The sequence below is a fragment of the Pedococcus aerophilus genome, from assembly GCF_039532215.1.
Classification (GTDB): Bacteria; Actinomycetota; Actinomycetes; order Actinomycetales; family Dermatophilaceae; genus Pedococcus; species Pedococcus aerophilus.
The window spans coordinates 39522-56988 of the sequence record NZ_BAAARN010000002.1 but is presented as its reverse complement, the minus strand read 5'-3'; the positions used below and the strand labels follow the sequence as shown (position 1 = coordinate 56988).

Sequence of the window (17467 nt, the reverse complement as noted above, 5' to 3'; positions counted from 1 at the left end):
GTGCGCGCAGGTGGGTCGGGCCCTCAGGCCGAGGAACCCATGCCGTAGACGGTCATCGAGGCCGCGATGTAGTGGACCGCGAAGGCGGCCACGGTCAGCGCGTGGAAGATCTCGTGGAACCCGAACCAGCGCGGGGACGGGTTCGGGCGCTTGATGCCGTAGACGAGGGCGCCGGCGGTGTAGAGCAGCCCGCCCACGGCGATCAGCGTGACGATGGCGGGGCCGCCGAAGTGCAGCAACGGGCCGAGGTAGAACACGGCCACCCAGCCGAGCGCGACGTAGACCGGGGTGTAGAGCCAGCGGGGTGCGCCGACCCAGAACACGCGGAACAGGACGCCGGCGACGGCGCCGATCCACACGATCAGCAGCATGGTCTTCGCCTGCTCGCGGGGGAGCAGCAGCGCGAAGGGCGTGTAGGTGCCTGCGATGATGAGGAAGATGTTGGAGTGGTCCATCCGCTTCAGCACGCCGGCCACGCGGGGTGACCAGTTGCCGCGGTGGTAGACCGCCGAGGTGCCGAACAGCAGCCAGGCCGAGATCGAGAAGACCAGCGCGGCGACGCGGCCGGAGGTCGTGGGGGCCAGGGCGATGAGGACGATGCCCGCGGCCAGGGCCAGGGGGAACATGCCGGCGTGCAGCCAGCCGCGCAGGTGCGGCTTCACCGCTGCCACGACCGACTCGACGGGCCCCTGCTCGGAGCGGGGTGCGGGTGCCGTTGTCATGCACCCCATCGTAACCTACGGTCCCGTAGGTTACTAAGTCGTAGGTTGTGGCGTCGGCCTCACCGGAAGGCTTTGCGAGCTTTGTCCGACGAAGCCGTGCTCGTCGAAGACCTCGGCCCAGGCCAGGCCGATCGCACCCCCGGCGATCGTCGTGGCGGCGCGGCCCTGTCCGCGGCCCCTCCTCGCTGCGGGGGAGCAGCCACAACCCGGCCCGGGGCGCTCGCGTCGAGGGAGTAGAAGGAGCCGGTGGCAAGGGCGTCCTGCTGCGGCGACATGATCGGCATCCTGCCCCACCCCGCCGTCGTGACGGGGGTAGCGTGGTCCGGTGCGCGGACAACCGTCCCGCAGGCCTGCGAAGGAGTGCGACGTGGCGTTGTCCGACCTCCTCTACGCCGCGTACGAGCGACGCCTGAGCCGGCGCCTGCAGCGCGAGTCCCTGCCGCGCCACGTCGGGGTCATGCTCGACGGCAACCGTCGCTGGGCCAAGGCCCGCGGTCACGGGACCAAGGAGGGGCACCAGGCCGGCGCCGACAACATCGCGAACTTCCTCGACTGGTGCGAGGAGGCCCGGGTCGAGGTCGTCACGCTGTGGCTGCTGTCGACCGACAACCTCAGCCGGCCCGCGGCAGAGGTCGTGCCGCTGCTGTCGATCATCGAGAACACCGTCTCCGACCTCGCCCAGACCAAGCGGTGGCGGCTCAACCCGGTGGGCTCGCTCGACCTCCTGCCCGCCGAGACCGCTCGACGGCTCAAGGAGAGCGCCGACGCGACCGAGGACGTGACCGGGATGACGGTCAACGTCGCCGTCGGCTACGGCGGGCGGCAGGAGATCACCGACGCCGTCCGCTCGATGCTCGTCTCGCACGCCGCGAGCGGCACGACCATCGAGGAGCTCGCCGAGACCCTCCAGGTCGAGCACATCGCCGAGCATCTCTACACCAAGGGCCAGCCCGACCCGGATCTCGTCATCCGCACCTCGGGGGAGCAGCGGTTGTCGGGCTTCCTGCTGTGGCAGAGCGCGCACAGCGAGTTCTACTTCTGCGAGGCGTACTGGCCCGACTTCCGGCACGTGGACTTCCTCCGCGCGCTGCGCGCCTACTCCGAGCGCAACCGTCGCTTCGGCGGCTGAGGCAGCCGCGCGCCATACCTTTGAGGCGGGTGTGACGGGTGGTGCGCGAGGGCTCCACACAACGTGGGAGGACGCCCTCCGACCATCGGGTTAACTCTGCGTGACACGCCGCGAGCCTGCGTTTCCCGAGGTCGGGCGAGTCGTACCGTCGGCAGTGACGCAGAGCACCCGTTCTGCGTTCGGGGAGGCCAACCTATGGAGCAGATCCAGCTCCGGGCGGAGGGTCGGAACCGGCCCCACCGTGGTGGGTTGGCCTGGTCCCGGCACCTCGTTCGCGAGTAGGCGCACCGCGCCGAAGCGCGCGCTGTGCCAAGGAGAGACATGGCCTCGAACCACGACACCACCCGTCGCACCTCGACCAGCTCCGCCACCAGCGCTGCCGCGTCGCCGAAGAGCAGGAGCAAGGGCCGAACCCCGAGCTCCCGGACCTTCGTGCTCGACACCTCCGTCCTCCTGTCCGACCCGAAGGCCATGCTGCGGTTCAAGGAGCACGAGGTCGTCCTGCCGGTCGTGGTCGTCACCGAGCTCGAGGCCAAGCGGCACCACCCCGAGCTCGGCTACTTCGCCCGCCAGGCGCTGCGCCTGCTCGACGACATGCGAGTCCGCGAGGGACGCCTCGACGCGCCGGTGCCCGTCGGCGACGAGGGCGGGACCCTGCGGGTCGAGCTCAACCACACCGACCCGAGCTCGCTGCCCGCCGGCTTCCGGCTCGGTGACAACGACACCCGCATCCTCGCCGTGGCCAAGAACCTGTCCAACGAGGGCTTCGACGTCACCGTCGTGAGCAAGGACCTGCCCATGCGGGTCAAGGCCTCCGCGGTCGGCATGGCGGCGGAGGAGTACCAGGCCGAGCTCGCCGTCGAGTCCGGCTGGACCGGGATGGCCGAGCTCGACGTCACGGTCGAGGAGATGGACGCGCTCTACGAGCACGGCCGGATCGAGAACGCCGCCGCCGCCGAGATGCCGTGCCACACCGGCCTCGTCCTGCTCTCGCCGCGGGGAAGCGGTCTGGGGCGGGTCGGCGCCGACAAGCAGGTGCGGCTGGTCCGCGGCGACCGCGACGCGTTCGGGCTGCACGGGCGCAGCGCCGAGCAGCGGATCGCCCTCGACCTGCTGCTCGACCCCGACGTGGGCATCCTGTCCCTCGGTGGCCGGGCCGGCACCGGCAAGTCGGCGCTCGCGCTGTGCGCCGGCATCGAGGCCGTGATGGAGCGTCGCCAGCAGCGCAAGGTCGTCGTCTTCCGCCCGCTGTACGCCGTCGGGGGCCAGGAGCTCGGCTACCTGCCCGGCAGCGAGCAGGAGAAGATGGGGCCCTGGGGGCAGGCGGTGTTCGACACCCTCGGTGCGCTCGTGTCGCACGAGGTGGTCGAGGAGATCATGGACCGCGGGATGCTCGAGGTCCTGCCGCTCACCCACATCCGCGGGCGCTCGCTGCACGACGCGTTCGTCATCGTCGACGAGGCGCAGAGCCTGGAGCGCAACGTCCTGCTGACCGTGCTGTCCCGCATCGGGCAGAACTCCCGGGTCGTCCTCACCCACGACGTCGCCCAGCGCGACAACCTGCGGGTGGGGCGCCACGACGGTGTCGCCGCCGTCATCGAGGCGCTCAAGGGTCACCCGCTCTTCGCCCACGTCACCCTGACCCGCAGCGAGCGCAGCCCCATCGCGGCGCTGGTGACCGACCTGCTCGAGGGCCTCGAGGTCTGAGCCCGCCTGCTCCACCCGTCCGTCGCGGGGGCACCTTCCACCGGGGGTGCCCCCGCGGCATACCCCTGTCGTGCGGTCGGTCACGCCCAGACGGGGGTGGGACTCGGACGAACGGGCCATTCTGTCGCCCCACGGGTCACAGGCGCCCCTGTGGCCACGATTTCGGGCGGAGGCGATTTCGGGAGCGGGTGGGTACTCAGGTAAGATCTCGTTTTCATAACGCGCTGGTTCGACAGGCAGGGCCCCGGCGCACGCCATCCCCCCGGCACCAACGAGGCCACCACACCCACGGTGGCCTCTCCCTTGGAGGAACCTGTATGAGCCAGCCCTACCAGGGCCGTCACCGCAACGTGGCGACCCACGGCAGGACGCCCTCTCGCTCCTCCGGACTCACGCGTTCCCTGCGGCGTCCCGCGGTGACCTCCAGCCTCCTGCTGGCCGTCATCGCCACGACCGCCGCCGGGTACCAGGCCACCGACCAGCGCCAGACCGGCACTGCGGCCTTCACCGTGAGCACGGAGGCCATCGCCCAGGCGAACGAGCTCGCCGACGCGCAGATCGAGGACACCGCCCGCCTCGCCACCGACCGCAACGACACCAACGCGAGCATCGCCGCGGTGCAGGAGAAGGACCGCCAGAAGGCCGTCGCCGCAGCCAAGGCTGCCGCCGAGGCCCGCCGCGAGGCCGCCAAGAAGGCAGCCCGTGACAAGGCCCGCAAGGCGCTCGAGGCCAAGAAGCAGGCCCTGATCGCGAATGCGCAGAAGGACCCGCGCGCCGCGGCCCAGGCCATGCTCGGCGACTTCGGCTTCGACGACAGCCAGTGGAGCTGCCTGGACAACCTCTGGCACGGCGAGAGCGGTTGGAACTTCCGCGCCGAGAACTCCTCGTCCGGCGCCTACGGCATCCCGCAGTCGCTGCCGGCCTCCAAGATGGCCACGGTCGGCGCGGACTACCGCACCAACCCGGTCACCCAGATCACCTGGGGCCTGAAGTACATCAAGTCGTCGTACGGCACGCCGTGCGCCGCCTGGGGTGCGTGGCAGAGCCGCTCCCCGCACTGGTACTGAGCCAGCAGCTCCCACGAGCGCACGCGAACGCCGCCCCGGTCCTGACCGGGGCGGCGTTCGTCGTATGGCGCGTGGCCGGTGGCGGTGGCGGTGCTACCGCGGCGGGCGGGTCATGGCGAGGACGTCGAGCGCCTCGTCGAGCTGGGCCTCGGTCAGCTCGCCCGCCTCGACGTACCCGCGCTCGATGACGACGTCGCGGATGGGGCGGCGCTCCTTGATCGACTGCTTGGCCACGGCAGCGGCCGCCTCGTAACCGATGAAGCGGTTGAGCGGCGTGACGATCGAGGGCGACCCCTCCGCAAGCTCCCTGGAGCGCTCGCGGTCGGCGGTGATGCCGTCGACGCAGCGGTCGGCGAGCAGGCGGGTCGTCGTCGACAGCAGGGTCGTCGACTCGAGGACGGCCTGCGCCATGACGGGGAGCATGACGTTGAGCTCGAAGGCGCCGGACGCCCCGGCGACCGTGATGGTGGTGTCGTTCCCGATGACGCGGGCGCACGCCATCAGGGTGGCCTCGGGCAGCACCGGGTTGACCTTGCCGGGCATGATGCTCGACCCCGGCTGGAGGTCGGGGAGGTGGATCTCGCCGAGCCCGCTGCGTGGTCCCGACGACATCCAGCGCAGGTCGTTGCAGATCTTCGTCAGGCCGACCGCGACGACCTTGAGGGCGCCGCTCAGCTCGACGACCGCGTCCTGGGCCGACTGCGCCTCGAAGTGGTCGGCCGCCTCGCGGAACTCCACCCCGGTGCGCTCGCTGACCTCGGCGATGACTGCCGCGGCGAAGCCCGGCGCGGCGTTGAGGCCGGTCCCGGCAGCCGTCCCGCCCAGCGGGAGCTCGGCCGTGGCCCGGGCAGCGGTGGTGACGCGCTCGACCCCGAGCTCGACCTGGCGGGCATACCCGCCGAACTCCTGGCCCAGGGTCACGGGGACCGCGTCCATGAGGTGGGTGCGACCGGCCTTGACGACGTCCGCGAACTCCGCCTCCTTGGCCCGCAGCGCCTGCGCGAGGTGGGTGAGGGCGGGGGCGAGGTCCTGGTGGACGGCGAGGGTGGCCGCGATCCGCAGCGCGCTCGGGAAGGTGTCGTTGCTCGACTGGCCTGCGTTGACGTGGTCGTTCGGGTGGACGGCTGCGCCGGTGGCGAGGTGGGCCAGCCGGGCGAGCACCTCGTTGACGTTCATGTTGGTCGAGGTGCCCGACCCGGTCTGGAAGACGTCGACCGGGAACTGCTCGTCGTGGCGCCCGTCGGCCACCTCGTCCGCGGCGTCGGCGATCGAGGAGGCGAGGTCGGCGTCGAGCACCCCGAGGTCGGCGTTGACCCGCGCCGCCGCACCCTTGAGCAGGGCGAGGGCGTGCACGACCCCGGGCGGCACGGGCTGCCCCGAGATGGGGAAGTTCTCGACCGCCCGGGCCGTCTGGGCACCCCAGAGGGCGTCGGCCGGGACCTCGACATCGCCCATCGAGTCGTGCTCGGTGCGGGTGGCGGGCCGGTCGCCCGGTGCCCCCGTGGCCGGGGTGCCGGCGGACGGGGCGCCGGTGGGCGGGGTCGACGGGGCAGAGGTGGGCGGGGTCGGGTCGGAAGCAGGCTCCATACCTGCCATTGTGCGCGTCAGAGCTTGCGCAGGCGGATCCGGCGGACGCTGTGGTCCTTGCCCTTGGACAGCACGAGGGTCGCGCGGCTCCGGGTGGGCAGCACGTTCTCGCGGAGGTTGACCTCGTTGATGTCGGCCCAGATCTGGCTGGCCCGCTCCCGCGCCTGCTCGTCGGTGAAGGCCGCGTACCGGTGGAAGTAGGAGTCGGGGTCCGCGAAGGCCGTCTCGCGCAGGCGCAGGAACCGGTCGACGTACCACTGGCGGATGTCGTCGAGGTGGGCGTCGACGTAGACCGAGAAGTCGAAGAAGTCGCTCACCGCCATGCCGGTGCGGCCGTCCTCCTGCAGGCGCGGCGCCTGGAGGACGTTGAGCCCCTCGACGATGAGGACGTCGGGTTGGTGCACGACGACCTGCTCGCCGGGGACGATGTCGTAGGTCAGGTGGGAGTAGACCGGGGCGGCGACCTCGGCCTTGCCGGCCTTGACCTCCGCGACGAAGCGCAGAAGGGCGCGCCGGTCGTAGGACTCGGGGAAACCCTTGCGCTGCAACAGGCCCCGGCGTTCGAGCTCGGCGTTCGGGAAGAGGAAGCCGTCGGTCGTCAGCAGCTCGACCCGGGGCGTGCCGGGCCAGCGGGAGAGCAGCTCCTTGAGCAGGCGGGCCGTCGTCGACTTGCCCACGGCGACCGAGCCGGCCACGCCGATGACGAACGGCGCCTTGGCCGGCCGCTCGCCGAGGAAGTCGCTGGTGATGCGGTGCAGCCCGGCCGTCGCGCCGACGTAGAAGTTGAGCAGGCGGGACAGCGGCAGGTAGACCTCCTCGACCTCGGCGAGGTCGATGCGCTCGCCGAGGCCCTGGAGGCGGGCGACGTCACCGGCGTCGAGGTTGAGCGGGTGGTTCTCGCGGAGCCGGGCCCACGCCGTCCGGTCGAGCTCGACGTAGGGCGAAGGGAGGGCAGCATGGCTCGCTGCGGGATGGCTCACGGGCGTCATTGTTGCCCACCACGAGCCCCGGTCGTGCGCAGTGCCGCTCCTCGGCGCGGCCGGGTCGCCGCGGATACCGACGGCCGGGCCGCAGGCCGTTAGGCTGCTCCGCATGTGTGGAATCGTGGGATACGTCGGTCCGAACGCCGACGGCAAGGCGCTGGACGTCGTCATGGAGGGGCTGGCCCGCCTGGAGTACCGGGGCTACGACTCGGCGGGCGTCGCGCTCGTCACGACCGACGGGGTCTCGAGCGAGAAGCGGGCCGGCAAGCTCGTCAACCTGCAGAGCGCGCTCGACGCCGAGACGCTCCCCGGCGCGACGACCGGCATCGGCCACACCCGCTGGGCCACCCACGGCGGACCCACCGACCAGAACGCCCACCCGCACCGCGCCGGTGACGGGGGCAGGCTCGCCCTGATCCACAACGGCATCATCGAGAACTTCCACTCCCTCAAGAAGGGCCTGCTGGCCGAGGGCGTCACCTTCGAGAGCGAGACCGACACCGAGGTCGCCGCACACCTCGTGGCCCGCGCCTACGCCGAGACCGGTGACCTGACCGAGGCCATGAAGGCCGTCGTCAACACCCTCGAGGGTGCCTTCACGCTGCTCGCCGTGCACGCCGACAGCCCCGGCGTGGTCGTCGGCGCCCGTCGCAACAGCCCGCTCGTCGTCGGCCTCGGTGAGGGCGAGAACTTCCTCGGCTCCGACGTCGCCGCCTTCATCGGCCACACCCGCCAGGCGCTGGAGCTCGGCCAGGACCAGATCGTCACCATCACCACCGACGGCTACACGGTCATCAACTTCGACGGGACGCCCGCCGAGGGCAAGCCCTACGAGGTCACCTGGGACGCCGCGGCCGCCGAGAAGGGTGGCTACGCGACGTTCATGGAGAAGGAGATCCACGACCAGCCGCACGCCGTGGGCGACACGCTCCTGGGTCGCACCGACTCCGACGGCCGCCTCGTGCTCGACGACATGTCGATCACCGAGGACCAGCTCAAGGACGTCGACCGCATCATCATCGTCGCGTGCGGCACCGCCGCCTACGCCGGCATGGTCGCCAAGTACGCCATCGAGCACTGGACCCGGATCCCCGTCGAGGTGTCGCTGGCCCACGAGTTCCGCTACAGCGACCCGATCGCCAGCGAGCGCACGCTGGTCGTCTCCATCAGCCAGTCCGGCGAGACGATGGACACCCTGATGGCGGTCAAGCACGCCCGCGAGCTGGGCGCGCTCACGCTGAGCATCTGCAACACCCACGGCTCGACCATCCCGCGCGAGTCCGACGCCGTCCTCTACACGCACGCCGGGCCCGAGATCGCGGTCGCCTCGACCAAGGCGTTCCTCGCCCAGATCACCGCCTGCTACGTGCTCGGCCTCTACCTCGCCCAGCTGCGCGGCGGCACCTTCGCCGACGACGCCCAGTCGGTGATGAAGGAGCTGCACGAGATCCCGGCCAAGCTCGAGGAGCTGCTCGGCCGCATGGACCGCGTCAAGGAGATCGCGCGGTTCATGGCCGACACCCGCTCGGTGCTCTTCCTCGGCCGCAACGTCGGCTACCCCGTGGCCATGGAGGGCGCGCTCAAGCTCAAGGAGCTCGCCTACATCCACGCCGAGGGGTTCGCCGCGGGTGAGCTCAAGCACGGCCCCATCGCGCTGATCGACGCCGGCCAGCCGGTGTTCATCGTGGTGCCCGGCCCCGGCACGCCGCACGAGCTGCACAAGAAGGTCGTCTCCAACATCCAGGAGATCCGCGCCCGCGGCGCCCGCACGATCGTCGTCGCCGAGGACGGTGACGAGGACGTGGTGCCGTTCGCCGACGAGGTGATCCGCGTGCCCGCGACGTCGCCGCTGCTCGCCCCGCTGCTGACCGTGGTCCCGCTCCAGGTCTTCGCCCTGCACCTGTCGACGGCCAAGGGCCTCGACGTCGACCAGCCCCGCAACCTCGCCAAGAGCGTCACGGTCGAGTGACCGGCGCGGTGGGCGGCAACCCGTGATCGTCGGGGTCGGGATCGACGTCGTGGACGTCGAGCGCTTCGGGCAGACCCTGGAGCGCACCCCCGGCCTGCTCGACCGCCTGTTCACGGCGGAGGAGCGGTCGCTGCCGCTCAACTCCCTCGCCGCGCGGTTCGCGGCGAAGGAGGCGCTCGCCAAGGCGCTCGGCGCGCCGGTGGGCCTCAACTGGCAGGACGCCACGGTCCGCCGTGGTGAGGACGGCCGGCCGCACCTGCAGATCACCGGCACCGTCGAGGCCCGGGCCGAGGCGCTGGGCGTCCACGCCTGGCACGTCTCGCTGTCGCACGACGCCGGCATCGCGTCGGCCGTCGTCATCGCGGAGGGCTGAGGTGCTGCGCGCCTGGTCCGCGGACGCGGTGCGCTCGGCGGAGGCCGCGCTCATGGCCACCCTCGACGACGAGGGCGAGCTCATGGCGCGAGCGGCGTGGGGCCTCGCGCGCGTCTGCCGCGCGCGGCTCGAGGAGACCGGTGGCAGCCGCGTGGTCGTGCTCGCCGGCCCGGGCAACAACGGCGCAGATGCCTTGTATGCCGCGGTCCACCTTGCGGACGAGGGCGCGGAATGCGTTGCGCTGCAAGGGCCTTGGCCGCTCGCCATCGGCGACTCCTCGTCCTGGCAGGAGGCCGGGGTGCGGATCGTCGCGGCTGACGGCGACTGGCGCGCGGTCCTGACCGGGGCGGACCTCGTCCTCGACGGCGTGCTCGGGATCGGTGGACGACCCGGCCTGCCGGACGAGGCCGTCGCCTGGGTGGACGCGCTGCCACCTGACGCCTACGTCGTGGCCGTCGACCTCCCCTCGGGGCAGGACCCGGCCGGTGAGGTCGCCCACGAGGACGCGGTCTTCGCCGACGAGACGGTGACCTTCGGGGTGCCCAAGCCGGTGCACGTGCTGCCCGCGACCGAGTCGGCCGTCGGCCGCCTGACCGTCGTCGACATCGGGATCGAGCTCGAGGGTGACCCCGAGGTCGAGCGCCTCGACTTCGCCGACGTGCCGGGGCTCTGGCCGGTCCCCACGGCCAGCGACGACAAGTACTCCCGCGGGGTGCTCGGGGTGGTCGCCGGTGGCGAGAGCTACACCGGAGCACCCGTGCTGTGCTGCACCGCCGCTGTCGGAGCGGGGCTCGGCATGCTCCGCTACGTCGGCACCCCGGCCCCGACGGCGCTGGTGCGGGCGAGCGTGCCCGAGGCCGTCATCGGCGACGGTCGGGTGCAGGCGTGGGTGGTCGGCCCCGGCCTCGACACGACGTCGCGCGCGGCAGGCAGCAAGGCCCAGCTCGACATCGCCCGGGCGGCCCTGGCGTCCGACCTCCCGGCGCTCGTCGACGCCGGGGGGCTCGACCTCGTGACGGGACGGCGTGACGCCCCGACGCTGCTCACCCCGCACGCCGGTGAGCTGGCCCGGCTGCTCAACCGGCTCGGTGGAGCGGACTCCGCGGACGTCACCCGTCAGCAGGTGCAGGCGTCCCCGCTCGCCCACGCGCGACGGGCCGCCCGGCTGACCGGCGCGACGGTGCTGCTCAAGGGCGCGACCACCCTGGTCGTGCCGCCCGAGGGCACCGTCCGCTCGCAGAACGACGCCCCGCCGTGGCTCGCCACCGCCGGCGCCGGTGACGTGCTCGCGGGTGTGTGCGGTGCGCTGCTGGCGGCCGGGTTGTCGCCCCTCGACGCGGGGTCCCTGGGTGCGCTGGTCCACGGTGTCGCTGCGGACCGGGCCAACCCGGGAGGTCCGGTGCGGGCGCTGGCGCTCGCCCACGCCATACCCGGCACGGTGGCCCACCTCCTCACCCGCTGAGCGGCTGCTGATCGCTCGCGTCCTCGCGCCGAGGTCCCGGGCCTCGGCATCGGGGGTGTGCGGCTCAGGGCCGTGCTGGACCGGGCTGCGCGCGACCGGGGAGGGAGCCGGCCAGGACCAGCACGAGGACCGCGGCGACGGGGATCGCCGTCATGACGGCGCCGAGGCCCTGCCACTGGGCCAGCGCGCCCATCGCCAACGGGGAGGCGAGCAGCGTGACGCGGAACCCCATGCCGATGATCGACAGGCCGAGACCCCGCGGGAGACCGGGGATGTCGTCGGCGGCGCGCAGCGACGCGGGGATCAGCGTGCCGATGCCGAGCCCGACCAGCCCGAACGCGACCACCGTGAGCACGGGGGACTGCGCCAGCAGGGCCAGGGCCATCGCTGCGGTGGCCAGCCCGGCACCGGCCCTGGCCACGGCCCTGTCGCCCCAGGCCGTGACGGCACGGTCGCCCACCAGCCGGCCGACGGTTTGCAGGCTCTGGAGGGCGACGAACCCGAGCCCGCCCACGACGGCTGCTGCCCCGAGGTCCTCGCGCAGGTAGAGCGCGCTCCACGTCGAGGTGAGGTCCTCGATGCCCTGCGCCATCGAACCCACCACGGCCAGGGCCAGGAGCCGGACCACGAGCCCGACCCGGCGACGTCCGTGGGCGACAGCAGCTCCGGGGGCGGTCGGGGCGGTCGGGCGGTCCGGGTGGGGGTCACGGCCCGGGAGCAGGCGGGACCGGACCACGAGGGCCAGGGCGATGGCCGACGCCGCGGCCACCGCGAGGTGCGGCACCAGCGGGACGCCGAGCCCGGCGGCGGCACTGCCCATCGCCCCACCGACGACCGCACCGATGCTCCACGTCGCGTGCATCGAGTTGAGGATGGAGCGGCCGTACTCCCGCTCGACCCGAAGCCCCTGGGCGTTCTCGGCGATGTCGGTCACGGAGTCGAGGGCACCGGCGAGCCCGAGGGCGATGGCGAGCAGCACCCAGGACGGTGCTGCGCCGACCAGGACGAGGTTGGCCGCGACGGCGAGGGTGCCGCCCACCGCGACCCGCCCCGACCCGAGCCGGTTGACCAGGGCAGCCGCCACGAGTCCCGCGAGCACCGCCCCGAGCCCGTAGCCCGCGACCGCGGTCCCGAAGGCAGCCTTGTCGAGGTCGAGCCGCGCGACGATGTCCGGGTAGCGAGGCACGACGTTGGCGAAGACCGCACCATTGGTGGCGAACATCGCTGCCGTGGCCCAGCGGGCACGCCGGATCTCGCGCGGCGGGCCGCTGGGTGGATTCGGCGGGCCGCTCACGGCACCAGCATCGCCCACCTGCTCCAACGGCAGCCGGGATGCCCGAGTGGCGGGCGACGGACGTCGTTCGGTGGAGGCCGCCCCGTCGGGCGAGAAGGTCCGGGGAGGCCGTGGAAGACTGGTGGGTGATGACCACCCACACGGCGTCCAGCACCCCCCTTGCCCCGGCCCCGCCGGGGTTTCCCGCGTGCGCGCAGGTCGATCTGGGCGCGATCAGCGCCAACGTCGCCGCCCTGCGTGGCCACGCCCCGACCGCCGAGCTCATGGCCGTGGTCAAGGCCGATGCGTACGGCCACGGCCTCGTCCCCAGTGCGCGGGCGGCCCTGCGGGGCGGCGCGACCTGGCTCGGGGTCGCCCAGCTGCCGGAGGCCCTGGAGCTGCGTGCCGCCGGCGTGACCGCGCCGCTGCTGTCCTGGCTGCACGTCCCCGGCCAGGACTTCGCCCCGGCGCTGGCGAACGACGTCCAGCTCGGGATCTCTACCACCTGGGCGCTGGACCAGGCCGTCACAGCCGCACGGGGGACCGGGACGACGGCCCGCGTCCACCTCAAGGTCGACACGGGCCTGGGGCGCAACGGCGCCTGGGACGCCGACCTCGAGGCCATTCTCACGAGCGCAGCCGCGCTCCAGTCCGAGGGCGTGCTCGAGGTCGTGGGGATCTTCTCCCACTTCGCGTATGCCGACGCGCCGCAGCACCCGACGGTGCGGGCCCAGCAGGAGCGGTTCGAGGGGATCGTCGAGCAGGCGGCTCGCAGCGGCATACGTCCCTCGGTGCGTCACCTCGCCAACTCGGCGGCGACGCTGACCAACCCCTCGGCCCACTACGACCTCGTCCGGCCCGGTGTGGCCGTCTACGGGCTGTCGCCCGTGCCCGACCTCGGCTCACCGGAGTCGTTCGGCCTCCGTGAGGCCATGCGGTTGGTGTCGCACCTGTCGAGCGTCAAGGAATCGCCTGCGGGACAAGGCGTCTCGTACGGCCACGTCTACACGACGACCGAGCAGACGAAGCTCGGCCTGGTGCCGATGGGCTACTCCGACGGGGTGCCCCGCCACGCCAGCAGCGTCGGGCCGGTCCAGGTCGGCGGGCGCAGGTACACCGTCGCCGGACGCGTCTGCATGGACCAGTTCGTGCTCGACCTCGGCCCCGACAGCCATGCCGTGGCCGGAGACGAGGCGGTCCTGTTCGGTGTCGGGGCCGCCGGCGAGCCCACCGCGCAGGACTGGGCTGCGGCAGTCGACACCATCAACTACGAGATCGTGACCCGTGTCGGCGCCAGGGTGCCGAGGGTCTACCTGGGAGAGGTGGAGGCGTGACGCCCCCGAACCGCGGACTCATCGGACTCGGGGTCGGCCTCGCCGCCGCCGGTGTCGCCACAGCAGCCGGCGTGGCCGCTGGTCGCGTCAACCGTGAGCGCACGGCCCGGCTGTCCGTCCTCGCTCCCGACGGGGCGTACGCGCACGTGCCGGACCACGAGCTCGCGGTCATCGCCGACGACGGGGTGCCGCTGCACGTCGAGGTCGACGAGCCCGCCGCGGACGCAGCCGACGCCGCCAAGCCGACGATCGTCATGAGCCACGGCTACACACTGAGCCTGCGCAGCTGGGTCCTGCAGCGCAAAGCGTTGCAGCGAGCCGGATATCGCGTCGTCCTGTGGGACCAGCGCAGCCACGGCCGCTCCGAGGTGGCCGACAGCGACTCGTGCACGATCGAGCAGCTCGGACGTGACCTGCACCGCGTCATCGAGGAGGCGGCGCCCGAGGGCCCGTTGGTCCTCATCGGCCACTCGATGGGTGGCATGACGGTGATGTCGATGGCCGACCAGTTCCCCGAGGTGGTGCGCCAGCGCGTCATCGCGGCCGCCTTCGTGGCCACGAGCGCCGGTGGCCAGAACATGATGACGCTGGGCTTCGGCCAGTTCGTCGGTCGTCTCTTGGGGCGTCTGGGGCCGCGCTTCCTCGCCCGGATCGGCACGCAGCAGAAGCTCGTCAACACCGCCCGCCGTGTCGGACGCGACGTCGAGGACCTCATCGTCGACCACTACAGCTTCGCCTCCCCGGTGGCGCAGCACACGATTCGCTACACCGGCGACATGATCATGGGGACGCCCCTGTCGGTCATGGCCGACTTCCTGCCCTCGATCAACGTCCACGACAAGCAGTCCGCGCTCGAGCAGTTCCACGGCATCGAGACGCTCGTGGTCAACGGGATGCAGGACCTGCTGACCCCGCCGGACCACTCCGAGGCGATCGTCCGGCTCGTCCCCGGCGCTGAGCACGTCGTCGTCGAGGACGCCGGGCACATCATCATGCTCGAGCACCCCGAGGTGATCAACGAGCAGTTCCTCGAGCTCGTCGAGCGCGGGATGCGCGCGTCCGCCGAGCACATCGACATCGGTCGCAAGCCACGCGTGCGCCGCACCGTGACAGACCTGCAGAAGCGTCGCCGGGTCGCCAAGGCCCGCCGCGGCAGCAGCCGAGGGGGCAGGAGTGCCTGAGGTGACCAGCCCGCCGCTCGCGACGGCCGAGACCACCCGGGCGTGGGGCGTGCGACTCGCGTCGTTCCTGCGCGCCGGTGACCTGGTCGTGCTGACAGGTGGGCTCGGTGCGGGCAAGACCACCCTCACGCAGGGCATCGGTGAGGGGCTCGGCGTACGCGGCCCGCTCACCTCCCCGACGTTCGTCATCGCCCGGGTCCACCCCTCGCTCGTCGACGGCCCGGCCCTCGTCCACGTGGACGCCTACCGCCTTGGTGGGTTCGCCGAGCTCGACGACCTCGACCTCGACGCCTCGCTCGAGGAGTCGGTGACCATCGTCGAGTGGGGCCACGGCCTCGCCGAGGACCTGTCCGACGACCGCCTCGAGGTCGTCCTCGAGGGTGAGGACGTGCGGATCGCGTCGGTGACGCCGCACGGGCAGCGCTGGGCCTCAGTGGACCTGGCCGCCCTCACCGCCCCCGTGACCGACGAGGTGGAGACCCTCTGATGCTGATCCTGGCCATCGACACCTCGACCTCCGCCATCACCGTCGCCCTGCGCGGCGAGGGCGTCGCCGCTGCCGCGAGCGTCCTGGACGCCCGCGGCCACGCAGAGCATGTCGCGCCGCTCATCCAGCGCTGCCTCGCCACCGCGGGTCTCGGGCCGTCCGACGTCACCGACGTCGTCGTCGGCAACGGTCCCGGCCCCTTCACCGGACTGCGCGTCGGCATCGTCAGCGGGCTGGTCTTCGGCCACGCTCGCGGGGTCCCGGTCCACGGGATATGCAGCCTCGACGCCCTCGCCGTGGAGGCTGCACCGCTCGTGGGACGTGGGGACCTGCTCGTGGCCACCGACGCCCGACGCAAGGAGGTCTACTGGGCGCGGTACTCCGTCGAGCTCACCGATCCCGACGTCCCCGAGTCCCTCGTCACGCGTCGCCTCACCGAGCCGGCTGTCGACCGCCCGGCCGACCTGCCCGAGGAGCTGCGCGGACTGCCCACGGCCGGACGCGGACCCGACCTCTTCCCCGACCTGTTCCCGCACTCCCTCGGGGTCCTCGACGTCCAGGCGGCGACCCTCGCGCTGCTGGCCGAGCGCGGGATCCTCGCCTCCGACGAGATGCCGGTCGAGCCGCTCTACCTGCGCCGCCCGGATGCCCTGACGACGGCCGAGCGGGGGAAGAAGTGAGGGACCTGCACTGGACCGACCTGCCCGAGCTGGCAGCCCTCGAGGCAGAGCTGTTCCCGGATGACGCCTGGGCGCCTGAGACGTGGTGGGCCGAGCTCGCCGGTCGTCCGCGCCGGTCGTACGTCGTGCAGGAGCAGGACGGTCGCGTCGTCGGCTACGCCGGGGTCGACCTCGGTGGCGAGGTGGCCGACGTGATGACGATGGCAGTGGCCCCGTCCGCGCAAGCTCAGGGACTCGGGAGACGGCTGCTCGACGAGCTGGTCGCTCGGGCGCAGGCCGACCACGCGGCATACCTCATCCTCGAGGTGCGCGAGGACAACGCCCCCGCCCGGAAGCTGTATGACACAAGGGGATTCGAGCTGTTGACCGTTCGGCGACGCTACTACCAGCCCGGTGACGTGGACGCCCATGTCATGCGCCTGACCCTGGCCGGAGGGGCCTCATGAGTGCAGACCAGCCGCTGGTGCTCGGCTTCGAGACGTCGTGCGACGAGACCGGGGTCGGCGCCGTGCGCGGCGAGACCCTGCTGTTCGACGCGATCGCGAGCAGCGTCGACGAGCACGCGAGGTTCGGCGGGGTCGTGCCCGAGGTGGCCAGTCGGGCCCACCTCGAGGCGATGGTCCCGACGATCGAGCGCGCCACCCGTGAGGCCGGCATCCGGCTCGACGACGTCGACGCCATCGCCGTCACCTCTGGCCCCGGCCTGGCCGGCGCCCTGATGGTCGGCGTGGCCGCCGCGAAGTCGCTCGCCGTCGCCCTCGGCAAGCCCCTGTACGGCGTGAACCACCTGGCCTCGCACGTCGCCGTCGACATCGTCGAGCACGGACCGCTGCCGGAACCGACCCTCGCCATGCTCGTGTCGGGCGGGCACTCCTCGCTGCTGCTCGTCCCCGACGTCACGCACGACATCCAGTCCCTCGGCTCGACCATCGACGACGCTGCGGGCGAGGCGTTCGACAAGGTCGCCCGTGTGCTGGGTCTGCCGTTCCCCGGAGGACCGCACATCGATCGTGTTGCGCGAGAAGGGGATCGGGTCGCCATCGACTTTCCCCGGGGTCTGACGACCGGACGCGACATGGAGCGCTACCGGTTCGACTTCTCCTTCTCGGGGCTCAAGACCGCTGTGTCGCGGTGGGTCCAGGCCAAGGAGGCCGCGGGGGAGCCGGTGCCCGTCGCCGACGTCGCCGCGTCGTTCCAGGAGGCCGTCACCGACGTCCTCACGCGCAAGGCGATCCTGGCCTGTCGCGAGCACGGGGTGCAGAACCTCCAGATCGGTGGAGGCGTCGCCGCGAACTCTCGGCTGCGTGCCATGGCCCAGGAGCGGTGCGACGCGGCAGGGATCACGCTGCGGGTGCCGCGGCCGGGGCTGTGCACCGACAACGGTGCGATGGTGGCCGCCCTCGGTGCGCAGATGGTCCTCAAGGGCCGGACGCCGTCCGAGCTCGACCTGCCTGCGGACTCGTCGATGCCGGTGACGCTGGTCCAGTCCTGACCTGCCACGGTTGATCTGTCG

At 72.3% G+C, this 17467-nt stretch carries 16 protein-coding genes; 12 read left to right on the top strand and 4 right to left on the bottom strand.

Going from position 1 to position 17467, the window contains the following annotated elements; translation table 11 throughout:
• Window positions 1–23 precede the first annotated feature (23 nt).
• Window positions 24–722 (bottom strand): PAQR family membrane homeostasis protein TrhA, encoded by a 699-nt coding sequence (trhA, locus tag ABD286_RS11385; protein WP_344193458.1) that lies wholly within the window; start codon window positions 720–722, stop codon window positions 24–26.
• Window positions 723–1089: 367 nt separating this feature from the next.
• Here trhA and ABD286_RS11380 point away from each other — a divergent pair, with 367 nt between their 5' ends.
• From ABD286_RS11380 to ABD286_RS11370, 3 genes are all read left to right on the top strand, one after another.
• Window positions 1090–1851, top strand: a complete 762-nt coding sequence (locus tag ABD286_RS11380) for an isoprenyl transferase (RefSeq protein ID WP_344193456.1) — start codon at window positions 1090–1092, stop codon at window positions 1849–1851.
• 321 nt (window positions 1852–2172) lie between these two features.
• On the top strand, window positions 2173–3558 hold the full coding sequence (phoH2, locus tag ABD286_RS11375) for an RNA 5'-3' helicase PhoH2 (protein WP_344193454.1): 1386 nt from the start codon (window positions 2173–2175) through the stop codon (window positions 3556–3558).
• Window positions 3559–3974: 416 nt separating this feature from the next.
• Complete coding sequence (locus ABD286_RS11370; RefSeq protein ID WP_344193452.1) at window positions 3975–4625, top strand: aggregation-promoting factor C-terminal-like domain-containing protein; 651 nt, start codon at window positions 3975–3977, stop codon at window positions 4623–4625.
• 93 nt (window positions 4626–4718) lie between these two features.
• Here the strand turns inward: ABD286_RS11370 and ABD286_RS11365 are convergent, their stop codons facing one another.
• Both ABD286_RS11365 and coaA read right to left on the bottom strand, forming a co-directional pair.
• Window positions 4719–6212, bottom strand: a complete 1494-nt coding sequence (locus tag ABD286_RS11365) for a class II fumarate hydratase (protein WP_344193450.1) — start codon at window positions 6210–6212, stop codon at window positions 4719–4721.
• Window positions 6213–6229: 17 nt separating this feature from the next.
• Window positions 6230–7201, bottom strand: coding sequence for a type I pantothenate kinase (gene coaA / locus ABD286_RS11360; RefSeq protein WP_344193448.1), 972 nt, complete (start codon window positions 7199–7201; stop codon window positions 6230–6232).
• A gap of 103 nt (window positions 7202–7304) precedes the next feature.
• Here coaA and glmS point away from each other — a divergent pair, with 103 nt between their 5' ends.
• From glmS to ABD286_RS11345, 3 genes are read left to right on the top strand one after another with little or no spacing between them, the layout of a single operon-like run.
• Window positions 7305–9164 (top strand): glutamine--fructose-6-phosphate transaminase (isomerizing), encoded by a 1860-nt coding sequence (glmS, locus tag ABD286_RS11355; RefSeq protein ID WP_344193446.1) that lies wholly within the window; start codon window positions 7305–7307, stop codon window positions 9162–9164.
• Between the two features lie 22 nt (window positions 9165–9186).
• On the top strand, window positions 9187–9537 hold the full coding sequence (locus tag ABD286_RS11350; protein ID WP_344193443.1) for a holo-ACP synthase: 351 nt from the start codon (window positions 9187–9189) through the stop codon (window positions 9535–9537).
• Window position 9538: 1 nt separating this feature from the next.
• Entirely contained in the window at window positions 9539–10999 is a 1461-nt protein-coding gene (locus tag ABD286_RS11345) for a bifunctional ADP-dependent NAD(P)H-hydrate dehydratase/NAD(P)H-hydrate epimerase (RefSeq protein WP_344193441.1), read from the top strand.
• A gap of 64 nt (window positions 11000–11063) precedes the next feature.
• Here ABD286_RS11345 and ABD286_RS11340 read toward each other — a convergent pair whose 3' ends face one another.
• The gene (locus ABD286_RS11340) at window positions 11064–12293 is read right to left on the bottom strand and encodes an MFS transporter (RefSeq protein WP_344193439.1); all 1230 of its coding nucleotides are present in this window, start codon (window positions 12291–12293) and stop codon (window positions 11064–11066) included.
• A gap of 128 nt (window positions 12294–12421) precedes the next feature.
• Here ABD286_RS11340 and alr point away from each other — a divergent pair, with 128 nt between their 5' ends.
• From alr to tsaD, 6 genes are read left to right on the top strand one after another with little or no spacing between them, the layout of a single operon-like run.
• Window positions 12422–13606: an alanine racemase gene (alr, locus tag ABD286_RS11335; RefSeq protein WP_344193437.1), complete on the top strand. Its 1185-nt coding sequence runs from the start codon at window positions 12422–12424 to the stop codon at window positions 13604–13606.
• On the top strand, window positions 13603–14787 hold the full coding sequence (locus tag ABD286_RS11330; protein ID WP_344193435.1) for an alpha/beta fold hydrolase: 1185 nt from the start codon (window positions 13603–13605) through the stop codon (window positions 14785–14787). Before alr ends, ABD286_RS11330 begins: the two co-directional genes overlap by 4 nt.
• Entirely contained in the window at window positions 14780–15274 is a 495-nt protein-coding gene (gene tsaE / locus ABD286_RS11325) for a tRNA (adenosine(37)-N6)-threonylcarbamoyltransferase complex ATPase subunit type 1 TsaE (RefSeq protein WP_344193433.1), read from the top strand. Before ABD286_RS11330 ends, tsaE begins: the two co-directional genes overlap by 8 nt.
• Window positions 15274–15954, top strand: a complete 681-nt coding sequence (gene tsaB / locus ABD286_RS11320; RefSeq protein ID WP_344193431.1) for a tRNA (adenosine(37)-N6)-threonylcarbamoyltransferase complex dimerization subunit type 1 TsaB — start codon at window positions 15274–15276, stop codon at window positions 15952–15954. Before tsaE ends, tsaB begins: the two co-directional genes overlap by 1 nt.
• Window positions 15951–16400 (top strand): ribosomal protein S18-alanine N-acetyltransferase, encoded by a 450-nt coding sequence (gene rimI, locus ABD286_RS11315; protein WP_344193429.1) that lies wholly within the window; start codon window positions 15951–15953, stop codon window positions 16398–16400. Before tsaB ends, rimI begins: the two co-directional genes overlap by 4 nt.
• Window positions 16397–17446, top strand: a complete 1050-nt coding sequence (gene tsaD, locus ABD286_RS11310) for a tRNA (adenosine(37)-N6)-threonylcarbamoyltransferase complex transferase subunit TsaD (protein WP_344193427.1) — start codon at window positions 16397–16399, stop codon at window positions 17444–17446. Before rimI ends, tsaD begins: the two co-directional genes overlap by 4 nt.
• Window positions 17447–17467: the final 21 nt, after the last annotated feature.

What these genes read in the sequence shown, in the direction of transcription:
- coaA (WP_344193448.1), bottom strand. Translation starts at nt 7,201, where the DNA reads ATGACGCCCGTGAGCCATCCCGCAGCGAGCCATGCTGCCCTCCCTTCG.
- trhA (WP_344193458.1), bottom strand. Translation starts at nt 722, where the DNA reads ATGACAACGGCACCCGCACCCCGCTCCGAGCAGGGGCCCGTCGAGTCG.
- phoH2 (WP_344193454.1), top strand. Translation starts at nt 2,173, where the DNA reads ATGGCCTCGAACCACGACACCACCCGTCGCACCTCGACCAGCTCCGCC.
- tsaB (WP_344193431.1), top strand. Translation starts at nt 15,274, where the DNA reads ATGCTGATCCTGGCCATCGACACCTCGACCTCCGCCATCACCGTCGCC.
- alr (WP_344193437.1), top strand. Translation starts at nt 12,422, where the DNA reads ATGACCACCCACACGGCGTCCAGCACCCCCCTTGCCCCGGCCCCGCCG.
- tsaD (WP_344193427.1), top strand. Translation starts at nt 16,397, where the DNA reads ATGAGTGCAGACCAGCCGCTGGTGCTCGGCTTCGAGACGTCGTGCGAC.
- ABD286_RS11365 (WP_344193450.1), bottom strand. Translation starts at nt 6,212, where the DNA reads ATGGAGCCTGCTTCCGACCCGACCCCGCCCACCTCTGCCCCGTCGACC.
- glmS (WP_344193446.1), top strand. Translation starts at nt 7,305, where the DNA reads ATGTGTGGAATCGTGGGATACGTCGGTCCGAACGCCGACGGCAAGGCG.